The 25,340-nt window shown below is 37.6% G+C and carries 23 protein-coding genes and 1 tRNA gene; 8 read left to right on the forward strand and 16 right to left on the reverse strand.

What is annotated here, in order from left to right; translation table 11 throughout:
- Positions 1 to 401: 401 nt before the first annotated feature.
- The 7 genes from SGJ10_03480 to SGJ10_03510 all read right to left on the reverse strand — a co-directional run bounded on the left by SGJ10_03480 (position 402) and on the right by SGJ10_03510 (position 6,103).
- On the reverse strand, positions 402 to 1,370 hold the full coding sequence (locus SGJ10_03480; protein ID MDZ4757187.1) for a GDP-mannose 4,6-dehydratase: 969 nt from the start codon (positions 1,368 to 1,370) through the stop codon (positions 402 to 404).
- Entirely contained in the window at positions 1,367 to 2,476 is a 1,110-nt protein-coding gene (locus SGJ10_03485) for a glycosyltransferase family 1 protein (protein ID MDZ4757188.1), read from the reverse strand. Before SGJ10_03485 ends, SGJ10_03480 begins: the two co-directional genes overlap by 4 nt.
- Positions 2,477 to 2,515: 39 nt before the next feature.
- Positions 2,516 to 3,784 carry a phosphoribosylamine--glycine ligase gene (gene purD / locus SGJ10_03490; GenBank protein ID MDZ4757189.1) on the reverse strand — a complete coding sequence of 423 codons (1,269 nt, stop codon included), beginning with the start codon at positions 3,782 to 3,784 and terminating at the stop codon, positions 2,516 to 2,518.
- A gap of 9 nt (positions 3,785 to 3,793) precedes the next feature.
- Positions 3,794 to 4,792, reverse strand: coding sequence for an aspartate-semialdehyde dehydrogenase (locus tag SGJ10_03495; protein ID MDZ4757190.1), 999 nt, complete (start codon positions 4,790 to 4,792; stop codon positions 3,794 to 3,796).
- Positions 4,793 to 4,937: 145 nt separating this feature from the next.
- Positions 4,938 to 5,117 (reverse strand): hypothetical protein, encoded by a 180-nt coding sequence (locus tag SGJ10_03500; protein ID MDZ4757191.1) that lies wholly within the window; start codon positions 5,115 to 5,117, stop codon positions 4,938 to 4,940.
- Between the two features lie 189 nt (positions 5,118 to 5,306).
- Entirely contained in the window at positions 5,307 to 5,639 is a 333-nt protein-coding gene (locus SGJ10_03505) for a hypothetical protein (GenBank protein MDZ4757192.1), read from the reverse strand.
- Between the two features lie 161 nt (positions 5,640 to 5,800).
- A complete protein-coding gene (locus tag SGJ10_03510) occupies positions 5,801 to 6,103 on the reverse strand; it encodes a WG repeat-containing protein (protein ID MDZ4757193.1) in 303 nt (100 codons plus the stop codon).
- A gap of 140 nt (positions 6,104 to 6,243) precedes the next feature.
- Between SGJ10_03510 and SGJ10_03515 the strand changes: the two genes are divergently transcribed.
- Positions 6,244 to 8,241, forward strand: a complete 1,998-nt coding sequence (locus tag SGJ10_03515) for a dehydrogenase E1 component subunit alpha/beta (GenBank protein ID MDZ4757194.1) — start codon at positions 6,244 to 6,246, stop codon at positions 8,239 to 8,241.
- Here SGJ10_03515 and SGJ10_03520 read toward each other — a convergent pair.
- Positions 8,238 to 9,002 carry a GldM family protein gene (locus tag SGJ10_03520; protein MDZ4757195.1) on the reverse strand — a complete coding sequence of 255 codons (765 nt, stop codon included), beginning with the start codon at positions 9,000 to 9,002 and terminating at the stop codon, positions 8,238 to 8,240. The genes SGJ10_03515 and SGJ10_03520 overlap by 4 nt on opposite strands.
- A gap of 126 nt (positions 9,003 to 9,128) precedes the next feature.
- The gene (locus SGJ10_03525; GenBank protein MDZ4757196.1) at positions 9,129 to 10,529 is read right to left on the reverse strand and encodes a redoxin domain-containing protein; all 1,401 of its coding nucleotides are present in this window, start codon (positions 10,527 to 10,529) and stop codon (positions 9,129 to 9,131) included.
- 108 nt (positions 10,530 to 10,637) lie between these two features.
- On the opposite strand from SGJ10_03525, the gene purQ reads away from it, so the two are divergent.
- From purQ to SGJ10_03545, 4 genes are all read left to right on the forward strand, one after another.
- Positions 10,638 to 11,336 (forward strand): phosphoribosylformylglycinamidine synthase I, encoded by a 699-nt coding sequence (gene purQ, locus SGJ10_03530; protein MDZ4757197.1) that lies wholly within the window; start codon positions 10,638 to 10,640, stop codon positions 11,334 to 11,336.
- Positions 11,333 to 13,276: a putative porin gene (locus SGJ10_03535; protein ID MDZ4757198.1), complete on the forward strand. Its 1,944-nt coding sequence runs from the start codon at positions 11,333 to 11,335 to the stop codon at positions 13,274 to 13,276. The genes purQ and SGJ10_03535 overlap by 4 nt, the downstream gene beginning before the upstream one ends.
- Before the next feature lie 40 nt (positions 13,277 to 13,316).
- On the forward strand, positions 13,317 to 14,177 hold the full coding sequence (locus tag SGJ10_03540) for a 3-hydroxyacyl-CoA dehydrogenase NAD-binding domain-containing protein (protein ID MDZ4757199.1): 861 nt from the start codon (positions 13,317 to 13,319) through the stop codon (positions 14,175 to 14,177).
- 99 nt (positions 14,178 to 14,276) lie between these two features.
- The gene (locus tag SGJ10_03545) at positions 14,277 to 15,350 is read left to right on the forward strand and encodes an ABC transporter permease (protein ID MDZ4757200.1); all 1,074 of its coding nucleotides are present in this window, start codon (positions 14,277 to 14,279) and stop codon (positions 15,348 to 15,350) included.
- A 53-nt stretch (positions 15,351 to 15,403) separates the two neighbouring features.
- Here SGJ10_03545 and SGJ10_03550 read toward each other — a convergent pair.
- The 6 genes from SGJ10_03550 to SGJ10_03575 all read right to left on the reverse strand — a co-directional run bounded on the left by SGJ10_03550 (position 15,404) and on the right by SGJ10_03575 (position 22,762).
- Positions 15,404 to 15,475 (reverse strand) — tRNA-Arg (locus SGJ10_03550).
- Positions 15,476 to 15,518: 43 nt separating this feature from the next.
- Positions 15,519 to 17,549, reverse strand: coding sequence for a carboxy terminal-processing peptidase (locus SGJ10_03555; protein ID MDZ4757201.1), 2,031 nt, complete (start codon positions 17,547 to 17,549; stop codon positions 15,519 to 15,521).
- Between the two features lie 89 nt (positions 17,550 to 17,638).
- Complete coding sequence (locus SGJ10_03560) at positions 17,639 to 20,401, reverse strand: T9SS type A sorting domain-containing protein (GenBank protein MDZ4757202.1); 2,763 nt, start codon at positions 20,399 to 20,401, stop codon at positions 17,639 to 17,641.
- Positions 20,402 to 20,458: 57 nt separating this feature from the next.
- A complete protein-coding gene (gene lipA, locus SGJ10_03565; protein ID MDZ4757203.1) occupies positions 20,459 to 21,331 on the reverse strand; it encodes a lipoyl synthase in 873 nt (290 codons plus the stop codon).
- Between the two features lie 81 nt (positions 21,332 to 21,412).
- The gene (locus SGJ10_03570; protein ID MDZ4757204.1) at positions 21,413 to 21,646 is read right to left on the reverse strand and encodes a NifU family protein; all 234 of its coding nucleotides are present in this window, start codon (positions 21,644 to 21,646) and stop codon (positions 21,413 to 21,415) included.
- Positions 21,647 to 21,682: 36 nt separating this feature from the next.
- Positions 21,683 to 22,762, reverse strand: coding sequence for an Mrp/NBP35 family ATP-binding protein (locus SGJ10_03575; GenBank protein MDZ4757205.1), 1,080 nt, complete (start codon positions 22,760 to 22,762; stop codon positions 21,683 to 21,685).
- A 170-nt stretch (positions 22,763 to 22,932) separates the two neighbouring features.
- On the opposite strand from SGJ10_03575, the gene SGJ10_03580 reads away from it, so the two are divergent.
- The 3 genes from SGJ10_03580 (at position 22,933) to SGJ10_03590 (ending at position 24,368) form a co-directional block, all read left to right on the forward strand.
- The gene (locus SGJ10_03580; protein ID MDZ4757206.1) at positions 22,933 to 23,253 is read left to right on the forward strand and encodes a hypothetical protein; all 321 of its coding nucleotides are present in this window, start codon (positions 22,933 to 22,935) and stop codon (positions 23,251 to 23,253) included.
- 465 nt (positions 23,254 to 23,718) lie between these two features.
- A complete protein-coding gene (locus SGJ10_03585) occupies positions 23,719 to 24,030 on the forward strand; it encodes a DUF4339 domain-containing protein (GenBank protein MDZ4757207.1) in 312 nt (103 codons plus the stop codon).
- Positions 24,031 to 24,038: 8 nt separating this feature from the next.
- Complete coding sequence (locus SGJ10_03590) at positions 24,039 to 24,368, forward strand: hypothetical protein (GenBank protein MDZ4757208.1); 330 nt, start codon at positions 24,039 to 24,041, stop codon at positions 24,366 to 24,368.
- Between the two features lie 140 nt (positions 24,369 to 24,508).
- On the opposite strand, the gene SGJ10_03595 is transcribed toward SGJ10_03590, so the two are convergent.
- Entirely contained in the window at positions 24,509 to 25,207 is a 699-nt protein-coding gene (locus SGJ10_03595) for a CoA transferase subunit A (protein MDZ4757209.1), read from the reverse strand.
- Positions 25,208 to 25,340 lie beyond the last annotated feature (133 nt).

A 25,340-nucleotide genomic window follows, 5' to 3' on the forward strand; every position in this document is an offset into this window, starting at 1 on the left:
CAACAGCTTTCTACTCGTATGCATTTTTCATAGTTAAGGAAAGTATTTATCAAATTATATTTTTTGGGAGCTGTTATTTTGCCACCCCGCCGCAGCGGGGTGCTGTAAATAAAAAAGGGCAGCATTCTAAGTTTTAAAATTCGTGTTTCAAACCTTTATATTTATTAGAATCGAATTATGAAAGAGGTCTATTGTTGGGTTACAAACCCACTTCCTTTAGCAAGCCGATTGCATCCCGCCGCCGCCGCGGGGCTATCGCGGACGGCTCGGGTGGGTATCGGGAGTAGGGGTTGTTTTGTTTTATACAGGGTGCGTGAGGGATAGAAGTCTGCATCCCGATAGCTATGACTTGTGCATACATAGAGTTGTTAAATCGAGGTATAATGTATAGTCTATATACTTTATACTTTATGCTTTATACTTTCTGTTTCCTCCTCAATCAATAAATCCAACATATCATAAGCAGAAAGATTATAATCCCAACCTAATTCGGTTTTTGCTTTATCATTAGCTCCATATATATTTTCTATTTCGGCAGGCCGGAATAGGTTAGTATCTATATGTATTTTAGAATGTGGAATATGTAGTTTGTTAAATGTGTACTCTATCAGATCCCTCAGCGATACGGGGCTTCCCGAGCATATATGATAGTCGTTAGATGTTTCTTTTTGCATCATCAAATACATCGCTTCTACATAGCGTGGGGCATAGCCAAAATCACGCATAATATCTATATTTCCCACATTTAATTGCTCTTGTTCCCCTTTGCTAATTTTAATAGCTTGGGTAATAATTTTCTTCACAAAAAAACTTTCGGTACGCAAATAGGATTCATGGTTAAATAAAATACCGCAGCAAATAAACATATTATAACTTTCACGATAGTTTACACAAATCCAATGTGCCGATGCTTTTGAAATTGCATAAGGACTCAAGGGATGGAAAACTGTATTTTCTCTGATGGGCAGCTCTGGCACACGGCCATACATTTCGCTGCTTGATGCTTGATAGAATTTAATTTTTGAATTGGTGATTTTAATTGCTTCCAATAAATTAAAAACTGAAATGGTATTAAATTTAAATGTGGCAATAGGATTGGCAAACGACTGCGAAACGGAGCTTTGTGCAGCCAAATTATATATTTCTGTTGGTTGGTATTGGTTCAGTATTTTAATGATTTGGGTAATATCAATCAAATCGCATTCTATAATAGTAACTTGTTCTAAAATACCCAAATGTGCCAGTCCTTTCAGGCCTTCTTTATTGGTACTGCGTGCTAGGCCAATTACTTTGTATCCCTTGGCCAGCAATAGTTTGCTAAGGTAGGCTCCATCTTGCCCCGTAATCCCTGTGATGATTGCTGTCTTCATGATGATAGGGTTTTAACAGTATGATAGAAATCTTTCACCGTATTATGCCAACTAAATTTATCTGCTTGTTTATATCCAGCTTCTATCATTTGGTTTCTGAAATCAGTATTATATAATACTTTTTGTAATTGTGAAGTGAGTGTTTGTATATCTCCATCTTCAAAATATATCCCCGCATCACCTGCTACTTCAGGAAATGAAGAACGATTTGTTAATATAACCGGAGTGCCACTATACATGGCTTCAACCACTGGTACACCGAAGCCTTCGTATGATGAGGGAAAAACAAAAACCTGTGATTTATTATATAAACAATATAGTTCTTTATCTGTCGGTCTCACATAATGCATTTGATTGGTGATATTATATTCTGCAAACATTTGTTGCTCTTGTGGCGTAAATGCATCACCGGTACAAACCATGTGTAATGAACTATCTTTATTCAAAATATCTTTAGCAGCATCCACTAATAATTTAAAATTCTTATAATGTTTTCTATTGCCCACAAACAATATATATTTCTCGGGCAAACCGCTTACTTTGTCATCTTTAGTCCTATCCATCGAATGGCTCAAATAAACGACATCAATGGTGTCGGGTTGAATTTGCGGATAGAATTTTAATATATCATTTTTGGTACTGTGCGATATTGCAACAATCCTTTTTGCTTTTAATAATAATTCTTTCTTATTGGGAATTGTAGTTTTGTCTCTGGGAAAATGCTCAGGATAAATTTCGTGTATCATATCATATACCGTTAAAATAAAAGGTTTGTTTCCTATATGTTTTAAGAAATCAGTACTATAATAAGTGGGTATATAATAATCGAAATTTCCTTTGCGAAGTCGGCGGTTCAAATCCATTTGGTTTAGGATTTTGAGTGGGTCGAGCAAACGACCTTTGGCCATCTTGTCAAATTTAAAAACAAGATTATCGAAAAATTTGACTCTGTTTCTATAATAATGGTAATTCAAATTATACCATACACACTCTTCTACCGTAATATCCCTATAATCGGGCAATCCTTTAATTAGCTCAGCTTGCATGCGAGAGATACCGCCAAATTTTTGGTTGAAGAATATTTCGTGGTTAAAGAGTAAATGCATGATTCTGTGGGCAAAAATAGTGTTTTTATTTTTGTTGTGCTACATCAAATCCTGTCCAATATCTTTTCTATAATACTTCCCCTCAAAATCAATATTAGCAGCAGCTTTGTAAGATTTCTCTAAGGCTTCGGGCAGAGTATCTCCAAATGCAGAGACTGCCAGCACACGCCCACCTGAGGTAACAGTACCACCATTGTGAGTTGTGGTGCCTGCATGAAAGGGAATCGCATCCAACACCTTTTGCAAACCGCTTATTTCTTTTCCTTTTTCATAGTTTCCTGGATAACCTCCACTTGTTAAAACAACTGTTGTACAAAAACCGGGACGCTCTATTATTGTATGCTCGTCCAATTTTTGATGGTGGGTAGCTAACATCAATTCCACCAAATCATTTTCCAATCGAGGTAAAACCACCTCTGTTTCTGGGTCACCCATACGACAATTATATTCTATTACAAATGGATTTCCCTTTACATTCATAATACCTACAAACAAGAAACCTTTATAATCTATATCTTCTTTTTGCAAACCATTAATACTTGGTTTTACAACGAGTTCTTCTACTTTTTGCATAAATGCAGCATCGGCAAAAGAAACGGGAGACACCGCTCCCATCCCGCCAGTATTAGGTCCTGTATCACCATCGCCTATGCGTTTATAATCTTTGGCGGTAGGCAATATATGATAGTGTTTTCCATCAGTCAGTACAAAAACTGAGAGCTCGATTCCCTCCAAAAATTCTTCCAATAAAACTTTGCTTCCTGCTTGTCCGAATTTATCATTATCTAGCATTTCTAATAATTCTGCTTCTGCTTCTTCATAAGTGCTACATATTATAACGCCTTTGCCTGCAGCCAATCCGTCAGCCTTTACCACAATGGGTAAGTTCATTGCTTTTATATATACAATTGCTTCGGCTTTATTATCTTTATTTGCTTTGAAAGCTTTTGCAGTGGGTATATGATATTGCTCCATAAAACCCTTTGAAAATTCTTTGCTCCCTTCCAATAATGCTCCTGCTTTTGTAGGGCCAACAATCGGGATATTTTCTAAAGAATCGGTACTATAGAAATAATCTACAATTCCATTCACCAAAGGTTCTTCGGGACCAACTATTACTAATTCTATATTGTTTTTTATACAAAAATTTCCAATTTCTTCAAAGCCGTTTAATATAATATTTTCAGCTAATGTAGTAGTACCTGCATTTCCCGGACTTATATATAACTTTTCGCACAGTGGACTTTGTTTTAGTTTCCATGCAAAGGCATGTTCACGTCCTCCTCCTCCCAGTATTAATATATTCATATTATATAATTATTTTTCTAACCAACCTTTGGCAACTAAAACTTCTGCTATTTGCACCGCATTAGTAGCAGCACCTTTGCGTAAATTATCACTCACTACCCACATGTTCAAACCATTGGCAATCGTGTCATCACGGCGTATACGGCCCACAAATACTTCGTCTTTATCGTGACTGATTAAAGGCATCGGATATATATTTTCTTGTGGTTTATCTTGTACTATAATACCGGGAGCATTATTAAGCAATTCATATATTTGTTCAATGTCATAAGGTTGTTCAAATTCTATATTAATTGCTTCGCTATGGCCGCCAGTTACGGGTACACGCACGGTGGTAGCGGTTACTTGGATACTATCATCACCCATAATTTTTTTGGTTTCGTTCACCATTTTCATTTCTTCTTTGGTGTAACCATTATCCATAAATACATCGATATGCGGCAAAACATTTCGGTCAATTTTGTGCGGATATGCCATAAGGCCTATCTCTCCCTTGCGTTCATTTTCCATTTGCTCCACAGCCTTCACGCCCGTTCCTGTAACAGATTGATAGGTACTTACCACGATTCGTTTTATTTTAAAAGCATCGTGCAAAGGTTTTAACGCTACCACCATTTGTATGGTTGAGCAATTGGGGTTGGCTATTATATATTTATCTTTTTCTATATCATTTGGATTCACTTCGGGCACTACCAAAGGTATTCCTTCTTCCATACGCCACGCAGAAGAATTATCAACCACATAACATCCTATATCAGCAAACTTGGGAGCCCATTCTTTCGACACCGATCCACCTGCTGAGAAGATGGCAATATCAGGATGAGCAGCAACTGCATCCTCCATACTAATGATAGGATAATCGTTGCCTTGATAGGTTACGATATTCCCTACAGACTTGGCAGAAGCAACGGGTATTAATTTATCTATTGGAAAGTTACGCTCTTCCAATACCTGCAACACTTTGCTTCCCACCAGTCCTGTGGCACCAACTACAGCTACTTTATACATCTTCTTTTTTTCTTAATTTGGGTTGCAAAATTAAGGGAAGGAGAGAAGATTTGGGAGGCAAAAATTAGACTACCTCTGTGCTTCGCCGCCAGCGAACTGTGCCTCACTCTGTGTAATACTGCGGTTAAATAATATATTTGAATACCTACTCAGTATAATATTCTTTGCCATAAATACTGACGTAAAATCTCTTTCCATTTAGTCTTTCGATTTCAAGCAAACAGCTATTTTCTGTAAAATATACTCCTTTATATTTTGCTTCTATATAATATTTCTCATCAGTACTTAATAAACCAACCAAACTATTTTCACCTGCATAGGTCATTAGAATTCCATCACAAATATCTACCTTGTAAAGCGTGTTATACCGACACTCACTATATAATAGTCCAAAAGAAAGGGACTAATCACCCTGCATCCCGATAATTATCGGGATTAAGCGGGGCTTTCGGGGTGTAGTTCGGTATTACCATTCTAAAAACTAAATCCGCCACAGGCGGAGAACTATTTTAGTTTAAGAATTGGTATTATATTTCCCACTATTATGATGTAAAGTCTTTTTGAAAGTATATAGTTTTCCTGTTGTATCCGTCAAGGTATTGTGATTAGTTATTTCAGAAGCTTCTAAAAAATAATGTTTGTAATTAGTCATTTTTATTTCACAAAATCTCAGATTGTATTTAATTGGCAAGATAAGTCCTTGTTCAAAACTATATAATCCCCACTTCCGCTCTTTTTCTAACATCACAATATTTGATATCAATCCAAGTCTTTTAATCTCGTTATATTCCAGCGGTAAAATTTGATTTTTAGCTGTATCAATCAATCCACATAGGTAATTTTTCATAACACATACTACCCCGTCTAACTCCCATTTTATATCGTGATAAATTGGTTTTATTAATATTTTATGAGACTTTAAATTTTTGTAACCATAAAGTTTATTTTCTTATACTCCCTCTAGTGGACTTTCTCTTGTGTGGGCATGAATGTCTGGTGATTCGAATTCTATGTTTTTTCTATAAGTTTTCCAGTAAAACTAATTATATCATATCTATCTATATCAGGCAAACTTACTATGGCAGTGTTAAAATATGCTGATTTATTATTCTTGTTTGATAGGATTCTGTAAGAATTGTCTTGGAATAACTCCGCATAATCATATTGTACCTGTATCTTTATCAATCCTGCTGAATCGCAGTAACCCCATAGATTTCCTTTACAATAAGGTATTAACTCAGGCATTTGTGCTTCAGCAAAAGTTATGGCAAAAAATAGTATTATAGTTAATATTTGTGTTTTGTTTTTCATATCATAAAGTTAACAAGAATTTTTATATATTTCATAAATTTAGTTTTTCAAAAAGCAAATGTAATTCAAAACCAAAAACAATCACAAATCGTCAATTTTTTTTTAACAAGAGCCCTTGTTTCATTCTTAACTTTGCACCAATGCAATTCAATAAAAAAATGTACGATAATGAGCTGTTGTTGCAACTATACCGCAACCTGCTCAAGCCAAGGATAATAGAGGAGAAGATGCTTATTCTGCTTCGGCAAGGAAAGGTAAGCAAATGGTTTTCGGGCATTGGGCAAGAAGCCATTTCTGTGGGTGCAACATACGCCTTGCAGCCCGATGAATATATATTACCACTACACCGCAACCTCGGTGTTTTCACCACCCGTCGAATTCCTTTAACAAAACTCTTTGCACAATGGCAAGGCAAGTACGAAGGATTTACCAAAGGCCGTGACCGTTCATTCCATTTCGGTACACAAGAGTATCATATTATAGGAATGATATCGCACCTTGGTGCTATGCTTGGCGTGGCCGATGGAATTGCACTCGCTCACAAACTGAAAGAAGAAAAGAAAATATCCATAGTTTTTAGTGGCGATGGTGGTGCCAGCGAAGGCGATTTTCATGAAGCGATAAATGTAGCAACGGTGTGGGAATTGCCTGTTATATTTTTGATTGAGAACAATGGTTATGGATTATCGACCCCACAAAATGAACAATTCCATCATAAATATTTTACGGATAAAGGTGTAGGTTATGGAATGGAAACACAGCGGGTAGATGGCAATAATATATTGGATGTATATGATACTATTCGCAACCTTGCCGTATCGATGCGTAACCGCCCCAGGCCTGTATTGGTGGAATGTATGACATTTAGAATGCGTGGCCACGAAGAAGCTAGTGGAACCAAATATGTACCGCAAAATTTGATTGATGAATGGGCCGTAAAAGATCCTTTGAGTAATTATGAAAATTATTTGATCGATCAAAATATTCTCACTACAAATATTATAGAACAATATCGCAGTGAAATAAAAAATGAAATGGAGATTGCTTTAGAAGAAGTATTTGCTATGCCCGAAGTTACCAGTAGTATAGAACATGAACTTGCAGATATATATGCTCATACTGTAGCAGACACTTCAACAGATATTACACATTTACCTAGTGATACAGCCAAAACTCCAAAACGCTTGGTAGACGCCATTTCTGATGGGTTACGCCAAAGTATGGAGAAGCACGAAAACCTGATTATTATGGGTCAGGATGTGGCAGAATATGGTGGTGTTTTTAAAGTAACGCAAGGATTTGTAGAGCAGTTTGGCAAGGGCAGAGTTCGCAATACACCACTGTGTGAAAGTGCAATTTTAGGTGCTGCATACGGATTGAGTATTAAAGGAATGAAAGCTGTGGTTGAAATGCAATTTGCTGATTTTGTGAGTTGTGGTTTCAATCAGATTGTAAATAATTTTGCCAAAAGTCATTACCGTTGGGGGCAAAACGCAGAAATTGTAGTTCGCATGCCCACAGGGGCTGGCGTAGGTGCTGGTCCCTTTCACAGTCAGAGTACGGAGGCTTGGTTTTTTCATGTGCCCGGTTTAAAAATTATATATCCTTCTTCGCCTATCGAAGCAAAAGGATTATTGGCTGCTGCCATCAATGATCCAAATCCTGTGATGTTTTTTGAGCACAAACATTTATATAGATTGCCAGAATTAGAAGAGAATGTTCCTGATGAATATTATACATTGCCCATAGGAAAAGCACGTACGGTAAGAGATGGAAATGACGTAACTATTATATGTTATGGAGCAGCGGTGCATTGGGCGAAACAAAGCGTCGAAAAATTGGGAATCGATGCGGAGATAATTGACTTAAGAACCCTGATGCCTTGGGATCAAGAAGCAGTGGAAGCAGCGGTATTGAAAACAGGAAAATGTATAATATATCATGAAGATACTTTTACGGGCGGAATAGGAGCAGAGATTGCGGCACATGTATCACAAATTTGTTTCGAGCATTTGGATGCACCTGTTATAAGAGTTGGAAGTTTGGACTCACCTGTTCCCTTAGCCAAACATTTGGAAGAGCAGTTTCTCCCGCAACAAAGATTTGAAGTGGCGTTGAAGAAGTTGATGGAGTATTAATACATATAGTACGTCATTCTGAGCGGGCTTCCCGCAAAGAATCTTTTGAGCACGGAGACAATAATAATATCACTCAACTGCCAAATGAATTTTTGGAAGCCGCTCCATAACCCTGATTTTCCTGAACCCATAGCTTGTATTCCTATTATATTTATTTTATCTCCAGATTTGACTTTTAATAATGCTTCTTTAATTCGAAGAGTAATTACAGAGCCATATTCGGCAAATGAATTAGTGCGAATAGAATACTCACCGTTATCATTTTTTATTTTGGTATTATATATTATTGTATATTTAGTAACTGAATAGGAATAATTAAAAGCAAAGTTTGGCCAAAAACCATAATGTATATTTTGTTGCAAAAGTACCTCTGCTACAGTTATTTTACCACTTTGTATATTTCCAAACATGGATATCCGTTTGGGAGTTTTTTCAACTCTAAATGTCTTTTTACCTCTCGGAATACCTTTCACAAATGTTGTAATAGTTACCTTTTCATTTGGAGGAATAGGATAAACTTGAACCATATAATGGCCATTTCTCAACTTTTCAAATTTAACACCTTCAGAACCTTTGAATATGATATCTTTTTGTAACGGTCCTGAGACTGACACAGATAATGGGTTTTCGAACGGAGAATATAGTACATCCAGTTTATCAAGTGCTATCACAGCATCTTGTAAATTCTCTGTTTTTATTTGTGCATTGATATCAAATAATTCCACTGTAGTTACACATAAAAAAAGCAAAATAAATTTCATAACAGATTTATAATTCCTTCAACAAATAAACGAATAAAATACTAAATTATTGTCTCGTCTAACTTTTAGAGATTCTTCGCTCCCGAATAAGATTCGGGATGCTCAGAATGACGGTGTGCTGTCCCATCACTTCGTCTTCCCACCCAAATAAGTATCCAATAACTCCTTCAATTCGGCGGTGTTGCGTGGCTTATATATAATCTTTTTGTTTTCGTCCAATAATAACATTTTTGGCGTAACAAATACATCATAATCCTTAATAGCATCATTATACTTTCCTGGTGACCATGTATGATACCATTTGTTATTGATAATACCCAAAGTATTGAGCCATTCTTGTTTGCTAGAATCTACATTCACGGCATATATGTCGAACCCTTTTGGATTATATGTTTTATATAATGAAGTGAGTTCAGCAACCGACCTTTTGCAGTATTTGCAATGGGTGCTCCAAAAGAAAACAAGCAACCAAGGTGATTTTACTTCACTCAGTTTTATCATATTGTTTTTTGCATTGGGCAATTCTAAGTCAGGAGCAATAGCACCAAGAACTGTTTTCTTAATGGTCTTTATTTTTTCAGAAACTGTTTGGTATCTTGCATCTCCCTCGCTGCACCCCTCGCCCAATAAATATTTTTCGCTGATATAAGCATAAGGTACATCACGTCTTGAGTTTTCAAATTGCCCCACCATGAGGTCGAGCACATACTTATACATTTGTGGATTTTTGCCCACCATGCCCATTATATAATCGGCTGTTATTATATAATCTGAATCATCTTTTTTCTCCATCAAATATTCCATATAATATCTCACCGAATTATATACAGATTCAGTATACAACAATAGGGTATCTGTAAAATCAATATTGTCGAAAAAGTGGACTCTCAAAAATTCTGTACGGCTATTATATTTTACCCGTTCGGACATATCGTAGGTGGAAGGTGTGGGTGTTATATAGGAGCGAATGATACGAGAAGCCAAGGTTCGGTTGCAAGAGAAAATCAATTCTCGGGTATATACATTCTTCTCCACCAACAATTTTTCTACCGTTTCGCCTTTCCACTGCTCGCTGGAGTCGCTATATTGGCTTATCATTCCAATCATTTCATCCACTGGCAAAGTGCGTTTCAAGTATAAGTAAAAGCAATAATTCTCGTTCGACTTTAGCACTTTCATTGCACTAATCAAAGAATCCATGTGGGTATGCATTTCCATATCTTCTTGGTTAAAAACGATATCGAAAAAATCGATCGTGTCCAAATAAACGCGATATTGCCCGCTTGAAAGTTTTTTTTTCCGCTCAAATTTGAAGGCTCCGTTGTGGTTCTCAGCACTGTCAACAGGTTGAATACGTTCGCCATAAATGCTGCACAAATACACTTTTTTGCCCTTGAACCCATCTACCTTAAACTCCATGTGGTAGCCGTTCCGCAGTATGTGGGAAGGTCCGGAATTGGGGTCAACATATTGGGCTTTGAGTTGCAAGGAAAATAATAAAAAAGAAAAGTATAATAATTTTTTCATGTGTGGTGTTTTATAGACGAAATTTGCAGACTTAAGGTTGCAAAAGTGAGCATGTTTTTGTAAAAACAAATTTCTTTCGTAAAATTTGCAGTAATTAAACCAACAAATATGAAAATAGGAGTCGTAATTTTTCCAGGCAGTAACTGCGATGATGACATGATACAAGTGCTTCGCGGCCGCTACAAACAAGAAGTTGTAAAACTTTGGCACAAGGATCAGAACTTGCAAAACTGCGATTTTATCGTATTGCCGGGTGGTTTCTCGCATGGCGATTATTTAAGGTCAGGGGCTATTGCCCGTCACTCGCCTATTATGCAAGAGGTAATTGCTTTTGCTAATCATGGCGGATTTGTAATGGGGATTTGTAACGGCTTCCAGATATTGTGCGAAAGCAATTTATTGCCTGGAGCCTTGCTTCGCAACGAACATAGATTGTTCAAATGCGAAAATGTATATCTTAGAACTGAAAACAGTCAAACCGCATTCTCAATGGGTATTCCAAAAGAAAAGGTTTTGAAAATACCGATTGCCCATGGCGAAGGAAGGTTTTATGCTGATGAAGTAGCGATGAACAATATCATAAACAACCAGCAAATTATTTTCAAATACTGTACAGAAAAAGGAGATATTGCACCCGATGGAAATCCCAATGGATCATTATATAATATTGCAGGAATATGTAACGAGCAGAAGAATGTCTTTGGTATGATGCCTCACCCTGAGCGGGCTGCCAATGAAGTATTGTATAATATCGATGGTTGTTATATATTCGATAGTATCATACAACATTGCATGGCACACGTGTGATACAAAACTACAATATGCATAAAACAGTAAAGTTTGTGTTCTTATACTTGATATTAATGTTATCAAGTATAGTTGCATATTCGCAAAGGAGTTCCATCAAATATTATAATACTGATATCAGCAGAACGCTCTCCAATGATTTTGAATTTTCTGATACCACACTTAATAATGTACAAATATTTTCTCCCATCTATAAAAGAAATAATGCCAATCTAAATCTTGGAAATATAGGCCAACCTTGGCTTTCGTTAGATGGAGTAAAAATAAATTCTGGATTTAATTTAGGGCTGAGCCCTTATAAAAACTATATGATAAATCCTGATGAGTTTATGTATATAGTGCCCCATAAAAATTCGTGTACCGATATTAAATATATGCAAGGTTTACGATCGAATGGAGTGGTGAGTCTAGATTTGGTACATACGCAATATATCAAAAAAAAATATCCCTTTGCTTTGGTACTCAATAGGCTGGGTAGTACGGGTAATTATCTGCACCAAAACACGGATTGGTATAACACACAAATAATGGGAAATATATATAATAAAGACAGCAATTATATCTTGGTATACCGTATTGCGTTTTCTAAAGGCAGTATTGAACATAACGGGGGTATACAAGACACAGGCAACTTTGATTCAACCGCATTCGATTTCCGTAATTATTTGCCCGTTAATTTGAATAATGCCCTGAGCAAATTAAGCTCGAAGCAAATTCAGTTTGTTCAAGGAGTCTCGTTTGGTAAAAGGAAGGAAAAATCGGATACTATTGCCAAGAAACAATATAAGTACAGACTTACCCATTATACAACCTTTTATACCTTTAAACATCTATATAGCGATGATTCAATTGATGGTTTAACTTATCCGTATCGTAATTATAATGCTGCATCTAGCGATTCTGTTACAGAAACCAGGTTAAGCAATAGACTGGTTTTTGCACCAATATATGATAATGATGCAAATATGAAAAGTTTGCATTATTCATTGTATGTAGATCATAGTTATTATAGCATTAGGGATTCTAATAAAGCGATGTTTAATAACATAAAGGTTGGGGGTGATTTATCTAAATCCATATCTAATTTATTCAAACTTTCTGGCAAAGGGTATTATTACTTAAATGGATACAACCAAAATGATTATCATATAAATTTATCATTGACCAAGGATTTATTTAAACGAGATACGGGTGCTAAACCAATTAAATACCTGTCTCTTTGGCTAAATGTAACTACAACAAAAAACGAAGCAGATTACCTAGCTAAAAGCTTTTATTCGAATCATTATAATTGGCATACAAGCCTAGATAAAGTAGAGCTAGCAAACTTAAAATTTAACATCACGAATTTGTTTTCCAATAATGGAAATCATAAAACTTTTTTCAAGCAAAGTTTAAGTTTCGATTATTATATGCTCAAAAACTATGTATATTATAATCCGCTTTCAATGCCTACACAATATAAGGGCACGATTACCGGCACTACCGTTAATTATTCGCTTACTGGAATGTTTCGCAAACACTTTGGTTTTAACTTTAATGCAAATTATAATTTTGTGAGTGATAATTATTATTTACGCTTACCAAAATATGCGACAAAAACATCCGTGTATTATGTGGGCAAGTATTTCAAAAGTCCGATGAACTATCAGGTTGGTGTGGATGTATTTTGGTTCTCACAAATTCAATCCTACCTATGGAATCCAGTGGCTGGCGTATTCTATTTCGATAATAGACATATGACAGGCAATTATCCTTTGATGGATTTATTTTTTAATGCAGAAATTTATCAAGTACAACTATATTTAAAACTTGAACACGCATTGTGGGGACTACCCACGCAATACCAGTTCTTGCCCGAACAATACTACTCCGCCACTGCTTTTCCTATGCAACCACGAGCTATTAGATTTGGGATTAGATGGAGATTTGGAGGATGATGTCAAGCTGAGTTTATTGAAGAGGTATTAAAGTATATATATGAAAAAATTAGAAGACATAAAAGCAATCGCAGTAATAGGCTCAGGCACTATGGGTGTGGGCATTGCACAAGTTTTTGCACAGCATAATTATCCTGTTGTATTGTTTGATGTAAATGCAGAGGCGTTAGAAAAAGCGAAAATAATACTTTCTACAAATTTGGATTTCTTGGTGAGCAAAGCAAAAATATCTGCTGTTGACAAAGCAAATATTTTTAATAGGGTGAGCTTTGAAACGCAGGCAGAGATGGTTATTGCCGACTTTATTATAGAAGCCATTATAGAAAATGAAAATGCCAAAAAAGAACTTTTTAAATTATTGGCAAACTATAATAGTTCGGATTGCATATTTGCTACGAACACAAGCACAATACCAATTACCAAAATAGCCAACGGTATCTCCAATCCTGAGCGGGTGTTGGGAGTTCATTATTTCAACCCAGCACATATTATGAAATTGGTTGAAATAATTGCTGGCGTGCAAACCAATAAAAATATCGCTCAAATATGTTATGATTTGATGAAACTTACAGGCAAAACTCCCATCATGGCATCCGATGCTCCAGGTTTTATTGTGAACCGAGTTGCCCGCCATTACTATGTAGAGAGCCTAAAAATTGCCGAAGAAAATATAGCTGCTATCGAAACAATAGATATATTAATGGAAAATGCAGGGTTCAAAATGGGTCCCTTCAAATTGATGGATTTAATAGGAGTGGATGTTAATTTTTCAGTGACTAATTCTATATATAATTTATTTTACCAAGACGCAAAATTTCGCCCTAGCAGAATACAACAACAGCTAGTAGATGCTGGCAACCACGGCCGCAAAACAGGGAAGGGTTTTTATGAGTACAAATAAGAGACAGAAGGTAGAAGACGGAAAACAGAAGTTGCCATACGTCCGTGGCTTCAGCAAAACTTCCGTCTTCGATCTTCGGTCTTCTGGCTGTAATGCATAATGAAAGATTTTTGGAATAAATATAAAAAGAATAAACTCGCAGTCTTTGGATTGGGATGGATTGTATTATGTATTTTAATTTCTGTATTTGCGTATATAATAGCTCCCGATAATTCTGCAAATGGTAATGATATACAGTTGTTGATAGCCTTGCAGAAGCCCGGTTTTAAAGTGGACGGGGTATTACTTAAAAAAGAAAAACCCATTGCTCAAAATCTATTTGCTATATTATTGAACGGAAAAGAGCAAGAGTTTGAATTTAAGCCCATGAAAAAATATCAACTCAACGAAAATAATAAAAAACTTGAGTATGCCGAGTATACGACCACTGACGATACCACCCATATATATCATACAGTTGCCTTCGACAAATTATATAATATAACCGAACCAATAAAAACCAATTATTATATATTGGGAACAGACAGATTTGGACGAGACTTACTAAGCCGACTTCTTATTGGTGCAAGGGTTTCATTGTCGGTTGGTTTTATTGCAGTTTCTATTTCATTATTGCTTGGCTTGGTATTGGGATTACTTGCAGGTTATTATAGAGGCTCCACCGATTATATAATAAGTTGGTTGATCAATGTGATTTGGTCGTTGCCCACTTTGCTAATTGTAGTATCTATTACATTGGCATTAGGCAAAGGTTTTTGGCAAGTATTTGTAGCAGTAGGATTAACCATGTGGGTAGAGGTAGCAAGGGTTGTCCGTGGGCAAGTATTTAGCATACGTGAAAAAGAATATATTGAAGCAGCTCGCACAATTGGAGCCAGCAATACCCGCATCATATTCAAACATATATTGCCCAATGTAACCGGACCCTTGGTAGTAATATGTGCAGCAAATTTTGCTACCGCTATATTATTAGAAGCAGGTCTCAGTTTTCTGGGATTGGGTGTTCAACCACCAGAACCATCATGGGGAATGATGATTAAAGAACATTATAATTATGTGGTAATGGATCATGCTTATTTGGCAATGGTACCAGGACTAGCTATCATGTTTTTAGTAATGGCATTTAATTATGTGGGAATGGGCTTGCGAGATGTGTGGGATGTGAAAGGGTGAATAAATTTACCTTCATTCAACGACAGATATTATATATTAGCTACTCAATAGAGTAGTCCCGGCGAGAATCGAACTCACATCAAAAGTTTAGGAAACTTCTATTCTATCCATTGAACTACGGGACCAAGAACTGACTGCAAATATCGGTTAATTATGATAGTACACAAATCATTTGTTTGTTGATTTTGCCAATTCGAGGTAATCTTCCAAAATCTGTGTTCCTTCGTCCATTATCAAATCATATTTGCCAGCATCGCTAATTTCTTCTTCACCATTTTTTGTTTTTTCAACCTTTGCACTTTTATCGAGTTTGCGTTTGGCATTCCTCACATTTTCTTTTTCTTTACGCTTATCTACTTGGGCTTGTGCGGCAGTTAGTAGCAAGGGTAGAAGTTTTTCTTCTTTCTGTTTTTCTTTTTCTTCATAGTCTTCCTCCAAGTATAAGAATTCAGTATTATTGTCCATCCGTTTTTGATGGTCGTCTAATAAAGAGGTTTTAAATTTATCAAGGTCGGTGTACTGCACAAACTGTGACGGAGGAATTTCATCATACGGCAACGCATAAGGATCGGCACTTTCGCCAAACAAGGTTGAGTCTATTAAAGAAGGAAATTGTACATCGGGTATTACACCTCGGTGCTGTGTGCTGCCACCGGTAATTCTATAAAACTTGGCAATGGTGGGTTTTATTTCTCCCATTTTAGGGCCGGCCACATTGCTCTCACTGAACTGATTCATGTCCAATAGGTTTTGCACTGTTCCTTTGCCATAAGTACGCTCACCTACTATCAAAGCCCTATGATAATCTTGCAATGCAGCAGCAAAAATTTCTGATGCAGAAGCACTGCCACGATTTACTAGCACAGTCATGGGGCCTGCATAATTTAGATTGGTATCTCGGTCTTCATCAACTTCTATTTGTCCATAAAGGTTTTTTACTTGCACCACTGGCCCTTTCCTTATAAATAATCCGGATAAGGTTATCGCTTCTTGTAAAGAACCTCCAGTATTATTACGCAAATCGAAAACGAGTGCTTGTATTTTCTCACCCTTCAAAGAGTCCAATAATTTTTTTACATCGGCAGTAGTTCCTTGATAGAATACGGGCAAATTAATGACGCCAATTTTGTAATCTTTTTTACCCCGTTTCAAATTTTTTATCTCACATTTTGCACGTTGTTCTTCCAGTCTAATAATATCTCTTTTAATTTCAATGGTTTTTCTTGGATCAGTTGGACCAGCGGTTTTGGGTATAATTTGCAGTTTTACCCAAGTATCTTTTTCTCCTCTTATAAGAGCAACCACATCATCCAGTCGCCACCCCACTACATCAACCAATTCTCCTTCTTTGCCTTGCCCTACACCCACAATCTTGTCACCATCAAAAATAGCTTTACTTCTATCGGCAGGGCCACCCTTCACTAGTTCGCGTACTTTGGTATATTCTCCATCGAGTGTGAGTGTGGCTCCAATGCCTTTAAGCTGCTGCGACATGTTTACATGAAAGTCTTCTGCAACACGGGGCGAAAAATAATCTGTATGCGGATCCACACAACCCGTAAAGGCATTCATAAAGGAAGAAAAGGCATCCTCGCTTTTTATTTTCGACATTTGCGTACGAAAATTATTATATCGTTTCAACAAAGTTTCATTTATTTCCGAACCATTTTTGCCAGACAATTTCATTAGTAGTGCTTCATATTTTACTTTCTTAGTCCACCAAATATTCTGTTCCGCTTCGTCCTCGAACCAAGGCAACTTTTCTCTATCGAATTGAAAATAATCTTCCTTGCTAAAACTAAAAGTGTCTTTAAGCAAGTTCTTAACAAAATCGACCCTACTAGCTATTCTAATTAAGTGCGTATTATATATATAAAAACCCGCTTCGCTATTGCCCGACAACAGTTCATCATCCAGTTGGGTCTTATATTTATCAAAAGATTTGATATCAGAAAGCAGAAAATATTGCCTCCCATCATCCAGTGTTTGCAAATATTTTTCATATACTTTTAGAGAATAATTATCATCTATCACAATCCTATTATAATGATTATGTGACAGGACATCCGCTATAATCATTTCGGTACGCCCATGTTGCGGCTCGGGATATAATTTTTTAGGGAATACACTACTTGTATCACCTGCAAATCCAAATTGTGTAAATCCAATAAACAGGACTAATAGTTTTATTTTTTGCATATCGTGTCAGGGTTCAAATATGAGACCAAAACAAAAACCCCAACCATATTTACGGCATGGTTGGGGTTTTTGTTTCATTAATAGTATTATTATAATTTAATAAATTTCTTTACTTCCTGTCGCCCACTCTGTTTGAGGAAGACCAAATAGGTTCCAGCTTTTAAATCAGAAATATTGATGGGTATGTTTTGGTTGCCGTTTGCTATACTATATAGCTCCGTATTGAATACTTGCTTGCCGCTTAAATCGACCACTGAAATAAATACATTGGAAGTTTTTTGCAGACTAAAGCTAAGGTTAATATTATCAGAAGCAGGATTAGGATATACACTCAGATTTGCTGTGTTTTCCGTTGTTTGCGGCTCGGCAATACTAGTTACTTGGCTATTGCTCATAAAGAAACCACGACCATGAGTACCTATATAAAATGTAGGGCCCATCCAGGGACGGTCTTCATATTGTTTGATACTAAACACTGGAATACGTTCCATTCCTGTATTGGCTTCTACCCATGTTTGTCCACCATCATTACTGGTCCAAATACCTAAATCGGTTGCGGCAACTAGTTTTTTGCTGTCGTCTACATTAATGGAAATATCATACACTGGCATTAGTGGTAAGTTGCTCTGTATAGATGTAAAGGTAACATTAGCTGCTACAGTATCTAAAGCATTGTGAGTTTCATATATATAAGAACTATTTCCATAGTTTCCCATTGTTACAATCATGTGATTTGAATCGTTAGGGTCTACTTCAACACTGGTAATTATACGGCCATTGGGCAGGTTATTGCTTATTTCTTTAACAGTTACACCAGTAACAGTGCGAGGTGAATCAGTGTAGGTAGCAGAATTTAATCCTGCAAACCTATATAAATCTCCTCTATAAGTGCCACAATAAAGATTATTCCAGTTGCTACTTATACCAATACTTTTTGGGTCGTTATTCAACCCCTCTGCCAATCGGAACCATTGTGGTTTTCCATCATTGCTTAATTTGTTTTTCACCAAAGCTTCACGAGTTATGAAAATAGCACCGCCATTTCCATTAGTACTGTTCATGCCCACTGCAAATATGGATGATGAATCTTGGTAATGTTCTCGGAACAAAATAGGTGTATTGAATATCTTGCTAAAGTTGCTCGTTTTATCGGCACATTTTGATAAACCCGCTGCCGACCCAAATTTAGGATCAACTTTATTTATCATGTCGCAATCGAAAAATAAATCTTCTGAGGTACCACCAGTTAAAGATCTTCTTACATTGCCATAATAAGTACTGTAAAACATAATATCGGGATTGATATGCGATATTTCGCTTTGGAAGCCATCGCCACCCATTATCTCAACAGCACCTTTGGCTGTATTGCGACTACCATTGATATATTGTGTACCATTGTCTTGTGAGCCACCTACAATATGACCCCGCCAGTCGGCTGCCACATCATAAAATTGAGTGACATTATAACCTTTGTTAGCTGTGAAGAAAGAATTACATCCGTCTGTCGATTTTCCGATACCTCCATCGGAACCTATATAGGTATTAAATTTTTTATTCTGTGCATCTATATTGGTAAACACAATAGCGTGTTTATCAGCATGTATATAATAAGGGCTGAATTCGCTTGCCCCGGTTAGAGCAGTTTTATTCCAACCTGAATTTGTGCCCCTGCCTGGCCCTTGCCATTCCCACCAGTCAACTCCAGCGGCAAATATTCGCTCCGGGTCAGTAGGATCAACGGCAATTACATTGTTCCAAGTTCCTTGCCCTTGAAGGCCATTTGATAATGGGTCAAAGTCGGCAGGCGAAGATGCACCTGAGGCAATTTTAGTCCAAGTGTCGCCAGCATCTTTCGATTGGTAGATTCCCTCCAACCTATTACTAGAAGCAGCAGAAGCCATTGCATAAATATAGTTGGGGTTTGAAGGTGCTAAGGCAATTGAAATTCTATTTGTGGTACTGCCCATTGGCGATTTGCTTACTTTAGAAAAGGGCGATTTGCCATCGTCACTTCTAAATATTCCAGTGCTTGTACAAACGAAAACTTTACCATTGCTTGCAACCTTCAAATCCAAACACATTGCATTTGGACTTCCAGTTGCTTTTTTCCAGTTTTTTCCATAATCTTCACTGTAATAATAACCACCTGCAGCCGCAACGTAAACCCTATCGTTGGTAGGATCCGACCCCATTGATTGTATAGAAGAGAAAGTTGAATAGGTATTGGGGTTGGTACTAGAAAGTAAATCAAAACTAGACCCACCATTTTTCATCATAAAAATACCTCCGCCATTAAAACCACTTTCACCTATCCCACCAGGATAACCCATAAAACCATTTTCTCCAGTTCCATAATATATATCTCCATTGGGTGTTTGTGTAATGCTAACTATGCAGTTGTGGTTGTTTTTGGTATTAACTCTTTGCCAAGATGAACCCGCAGTAGTTGTTTTCCAAAGACCACCACTCACCGCCCCAGCGTATAACGTTTTTTGAGTCGGGTCTTGATTGTCAACCAATATGCAACGCGTACGTCCGCCCACATTGTCGGGGCCTTTTTCTTGCCATTCCAATGGCCATTTCGTGGCACGTTGGCTTATCAACGCATCAGCTTGGCGAATGGCATTATATACATCTTTGGGGTCAACCTTATTGGTAATTTGGTTAGCCCTTAATTTGTGCATCATCTCTGCATAGGCTGTGGCTGAACGTTCTTCCCATTCTTCGCCACCGCCCTCTATTTGCAAGCGTGATTTGCGTGGTGTGTAATCTTTGCCTTCATTAATAAAGGTTCCTAATGCAAAGCCCCCTGCTAGTACAATAGCTCCAATCCAAATCGTAATTTTATTCATATCTATTTTTTATAAAAGTGGTTTCAAATTAACGGCATTTTTCAATACCAATCAAACTTATAAATGTTTTTCGCTGTGATAACTCGACCTTACTAAGGCTCCCGACTCAACGTACTGCAAGCCTCTGCTCAGTCCTTCTTCTTTGTACATCGCAAATATATCGGGGTGTATAAACTCCTCTACTTGCAAGTGCATTTTGGTGGGCTGCAGATATTGACCCAGGGTTAATACATCGCAGCCGTGTGCTGCCAAATCGTCCATAGCTTCAAACACTTCTTCTTTGGTTTCGCCCACACCTAGCATAATTCCTGATTTGGTGCGTCGGCCTCTTTCTTTGGTTAGTCTTATTTGTTCCAAGCTACGCTCATACTTAGCTTGAGGTCGTACTTTCTTATATAATCTTTTCACGGTTTCCATATTGTGCGAAACCACTTCAGGCTTTTCGTCTATTACTTGATATAATAAATCCCACTTTGATTGAAAGTCTGGAATTAAAGTCTCTATCGTGGTCATTGGGTTTTGTTCTTTCACCAATCGAATAGTATCGGCCCAAACGAGTGCACCTTTGTCTTTTAATTCATCTCTATTTACCGAAGTGATAACGGCATGTTTTACGCCCATTAGTTTGATAGCTTCAGCTACACGGGTTGGTTCATCTAAATCATATTCAGTGGGTCGTCCCGTCGCTACTGCACAAAACGAGCAAGAGCGGGTACACACATTCCCAAGTATCATAAAAGTAGCAGTACCTGCTCCCCAGCACTCGCCCATATTGGGGCAATTGCCGCTTTCGCAAATGGTGTGAAGTTTATATTCATCGACCAACTTTCTCACATTGAGATAGTTTTGGCCAGTAGGTAATTTTACTTTTAACCAATCGGGCTTCTTTGTCCTTGGAGGTTCGTTATCAATTACAGGTATTTCTAGCATTCAATATATATAATAACTTGTTTTGAATGAATAAGGTTGCAGCAAGGATTAGAATTTTTGGATTTGAAAACCATAACACTATTATACTGATTCTACAGATTGAATTTCGGGGATGGCCCTGCGGATTCCTTCTTCCAATCCTGCTTTCATCGTCATATTGCTTATATCACAGCTACTGCACGAACCTGTCAGCCTAAGTTTTACTACCATTTCTGGGGTAATATCTACCAGTTCTACATTGCCGCCATCGGCTATCAAGTAAGGTCTCATCGCATTGAGAGCTTCTTCTATTCGGGGTCTTAATTCTTGTTGCATTTTGGGGATTCAAAATTACATAATTTGAATGACATTTTATACGCTAACTATATTTTGTGTTTTGATGTTGTTTATGATAGATACTTGCCTTGCCACCTGCCCAGCCAATTCATTAAAGGCATTACACAAAATATCATTAGATGCAACGATTGGTACTCCTTCGTCGCCAGCTTTACCTACAGGGATTGAGAGGGGTATTTGCCCCAACAATTCTATATCGAATTGCGTAGCTAATTTCTGCCCACCACCTTGGCCAAATATATAATATTTATTGTTGGGTAACTCAGGTGGGGTGAACCACGACATGTTTTCTACTACGCCAAGTAAGGGTACTTTTATCATAGGCATATTGAACATGGCTGCTGCTTTTTCTGCATCGTCGAGGGCGACTTGCTGTGGGGTTGTAACTAAAACAACTCCTGTTAGCGGAAAGTTTTGGCAAAGGGTTAATTGGATATCTCCAGTGCCAGGAGGAAGATCTATAATAAGGTAATCCAAATTGCCCCAATCTACATCGTTCATTAGTTGACGTAGGGCTGCCGATATCATAGGGCCACGCCACACCACGGCTTGTCCGGGTTCTAATATGAGACCAACAGAGATAGCCTTAATACCAAACTTATCAATGGGCACCATTAAGTTTTTGCCATTCACTTCACGCATCTCAAGCGGACTTCTTTGCAAACCAAGCATGGTGGGAATAGAAGGGCCATAAATATCTGCATCCAACAAACCTGTCTTTGCACCCGTTTTTGCCAGCGAGAGTGCGAGGTTTACGGCGATGGTCGACTTGCCCACGCCACCCTTGCCTGAGGCGATAGCTATAATGTTTTTAATACCTTTAAGTTCGCTACGCTCTTGCCCTGTTACACGGCTGGTCATCTTTATTTCAAGGTCTATATCTTTACTTATAAAGTGGCGAACAGCAGTGGTACAAGCGTGTTGTATCATATCTTTCATGGGGCATGCGGGTGTGGTAAGCTCCACTTCAAAGTATATTTTGGTGGGGGTGATATCTATCTGCTGCACCATGCCCAAGGTAACGATATCCTTTTTTAAGTCGGGGTCATCTACATTGCTAAGGGCTTGCAGCAATTGTTTTACGGTAATTTCCATCTTTGTTATTTGCTGCAAAGGTAGGGGAATTCGGATTTGGGATTCTGGATTTGGGCTGACGCCTGAATGTTGCAGTAGCATTTGCGAGTGAATGTTTCAGAATCTATTATTTAACTAAATTAATTATACAACCCTGCTATTCCTTGCTTTACATTAATTTTGCCGCATACATGCTCAACAACAAACAAATAAAAACAGTACAAGTGGTAATGGTCTTTTTTATAGTGAGTACCGTGATGTGTGTTGCTTATATAATATACTCGCATAGTAAACAAAAGATTGATAATGACGAAAGGGAGTATTATAAAGATTTAAGTAATACTTATATAAACAGCCGTGATAGTTTACTTAAGGCTGCTCAAACAAATGACACTTTATATATTGTACCTACTGATACTTTGGCTAAGATGAAGTATTATAGTAATCCTTTGCCTGATAGTTTGGAGACGTTGGTGAGGGAAGGGAAGGTGAGGAAGGTGAAGGTGCAATAATTGCGAATTTAGAATTACGAATTACGCTTTTGTAGTCATTAACAAATACTTCTTATAATGGTGAGAGGGTGAAGTTGCTGACGTCTGATTTCGCTGACGCTTTGATGCTTTTTGCCGAATGAGTTAGCCCCGCGTAGCGTCGTCATCCTGAATTTATTTAAGGATCTCACCGATGAATAGCCTAATTGCCCCATGGGTTTGAGGCCCTGAAACAAGTTCAGGGTGACGCTGACGCCTGATTAGCCTCTGCATCTTAGCTATCTTATTTTTGTCTGAATCACGTTCGCCGCGGCGAAAGGCCGATAAATGGATTAACAGGATTTTTTTGGGAGAGAAATGTTTATTTTTTTAGGAATACATTTGTGGTCTAAATAAACTCAAATTAAATATACTATTATGAAAAAATTTTACACTTACGATGAAGATAAGCAAAAAGGATCATTTTCACTCGACGACCTTTCATGAATTAAAAGAGACACGATGGTTTGGTGCGAAGGAATGGAAGGATGGAAACAAGCAACAGAGGTAGAAGAATTATCAGAGTTATTTAAAGGCGTCCCCCCTGTATTTTTTGCAACATCTTCTACTCAGGAAGCCACACCGCCTTTGCCTATCAGTAAAACAAAGGAACCTGAAATTCCAAAAGATGAAGAGCCTTTTATTAGAAAACATCGCAATGTTATAATAATAATTTCGCTTCTACTTATTATAACGATAATAGAAGTTGTTGTAAATAACAACCAAGCAGCAAAACAAGAAAAACTAGAAAAAAATTAGAAAAAAAATTGGAAGAACAAAACAACGCCCTAGAGGAACAGAAGGTTAAACAAAATCAGCTAGAGGATGCAGAAAACCAAAGAAAAACCGAAGAAAAAAATAAAGAAAATGAACAATTAAGACTGCAAAGAGAAATTAAAAAACAACAATTAAAAATAGAATATGATAATGCTGTAACAACATTGAGAGTTGAGAAAGAAAAAATAGCTGAAATAGAAAGGTTTAAACTTTTGCGTTCCGCATATGCAAAACAGGAAGAATTAAGACAGCAATATATAGTAATTCGAAATTGGGAAAATGAAGTTGAAAGATTAGAAAGTGAATTAAAAAATTATTGAGAGCAAATTGTCAATTGTCAATCGCAATTATTTACCCCTCTTCCCCCACATCGGGCGTTCGCCTCGGCGAACGCCCGATCAAAAAGCTTAAACCCTCGTCAGCAAATCGTTCCGCCGCGGCGGACGTTAATCGTAATTATTCAACTCCTCTTCCTTACCGTCCTTTGCTCAATTCTTTTCTCATAATCCACACCCTTAAATATGCGTTGCACAAATATGCCGGGAGTATGTATTTGGTCGGGGTCGAGCTCGCCAGCGGACACCAGTTCTTCTACTTCGGCTATGGTTATTTTACCTGCCATGGCCATACTGGGGTTAAAGTTGCGGGCAGTTTCTCTATATATTAAGTTGCCATGGTAATCGCCTTTCCATGCTTTTACGATGGCATAGTCGGCACGCAGCCATGTTTCCATTAAGTGTGGTTTGCCGTCAAAGTCTCTAATTTCTTTTCCTTCGGCTACCTCGGTACCAAATCCAGCGGGTGTGTAAAAAGCAGGGATGCCTGCACCGCCCATCCAGCAGCGTGTTGCAAGAGTTCCTTGGGGTATTAGTTCTACCTCCAGTTCACCACTTAATAGTTGGCGTTCAAACTCGGCATTCTCGCCCACATAACTGCTTATCATCTTTTTTACTTGACGTGTTTGCAACAGCAGTCCTATTCCAAAATCGTCGACCCCTGCATTATTGCTAATACAAGTTAGGTTCTTTATACCTGCTTTCACCAGGGCCGCGATACAATTCTCGGGTATACCACACAGCCCGAAACCACCGAGCATAATGGTTGCTCCATCGCTTATGTCTTTTACGCCTTCGTAGGCATTTGTTATTACTTTATTCATAAAATTCCCTGCAAAGTAAAGGGAATTTTAGTAGTAATTCTACTTTGACAAGTTAGCTTTATGGTGATCTTTGCTTTATATCATAGGCTCTTTGCTTATGTCTGTATTCCATTTGTAGCCATACCTGTTGTTC

Source organism: Bacteroidota bacterium (assembly GCA_034439655.1).
In the GTDB taxonomy this organism is placed as follows: Bacteria; Bacteroidota; Bacteroidia; order UKL13-3; family UKL13-3; genus CANJUD01.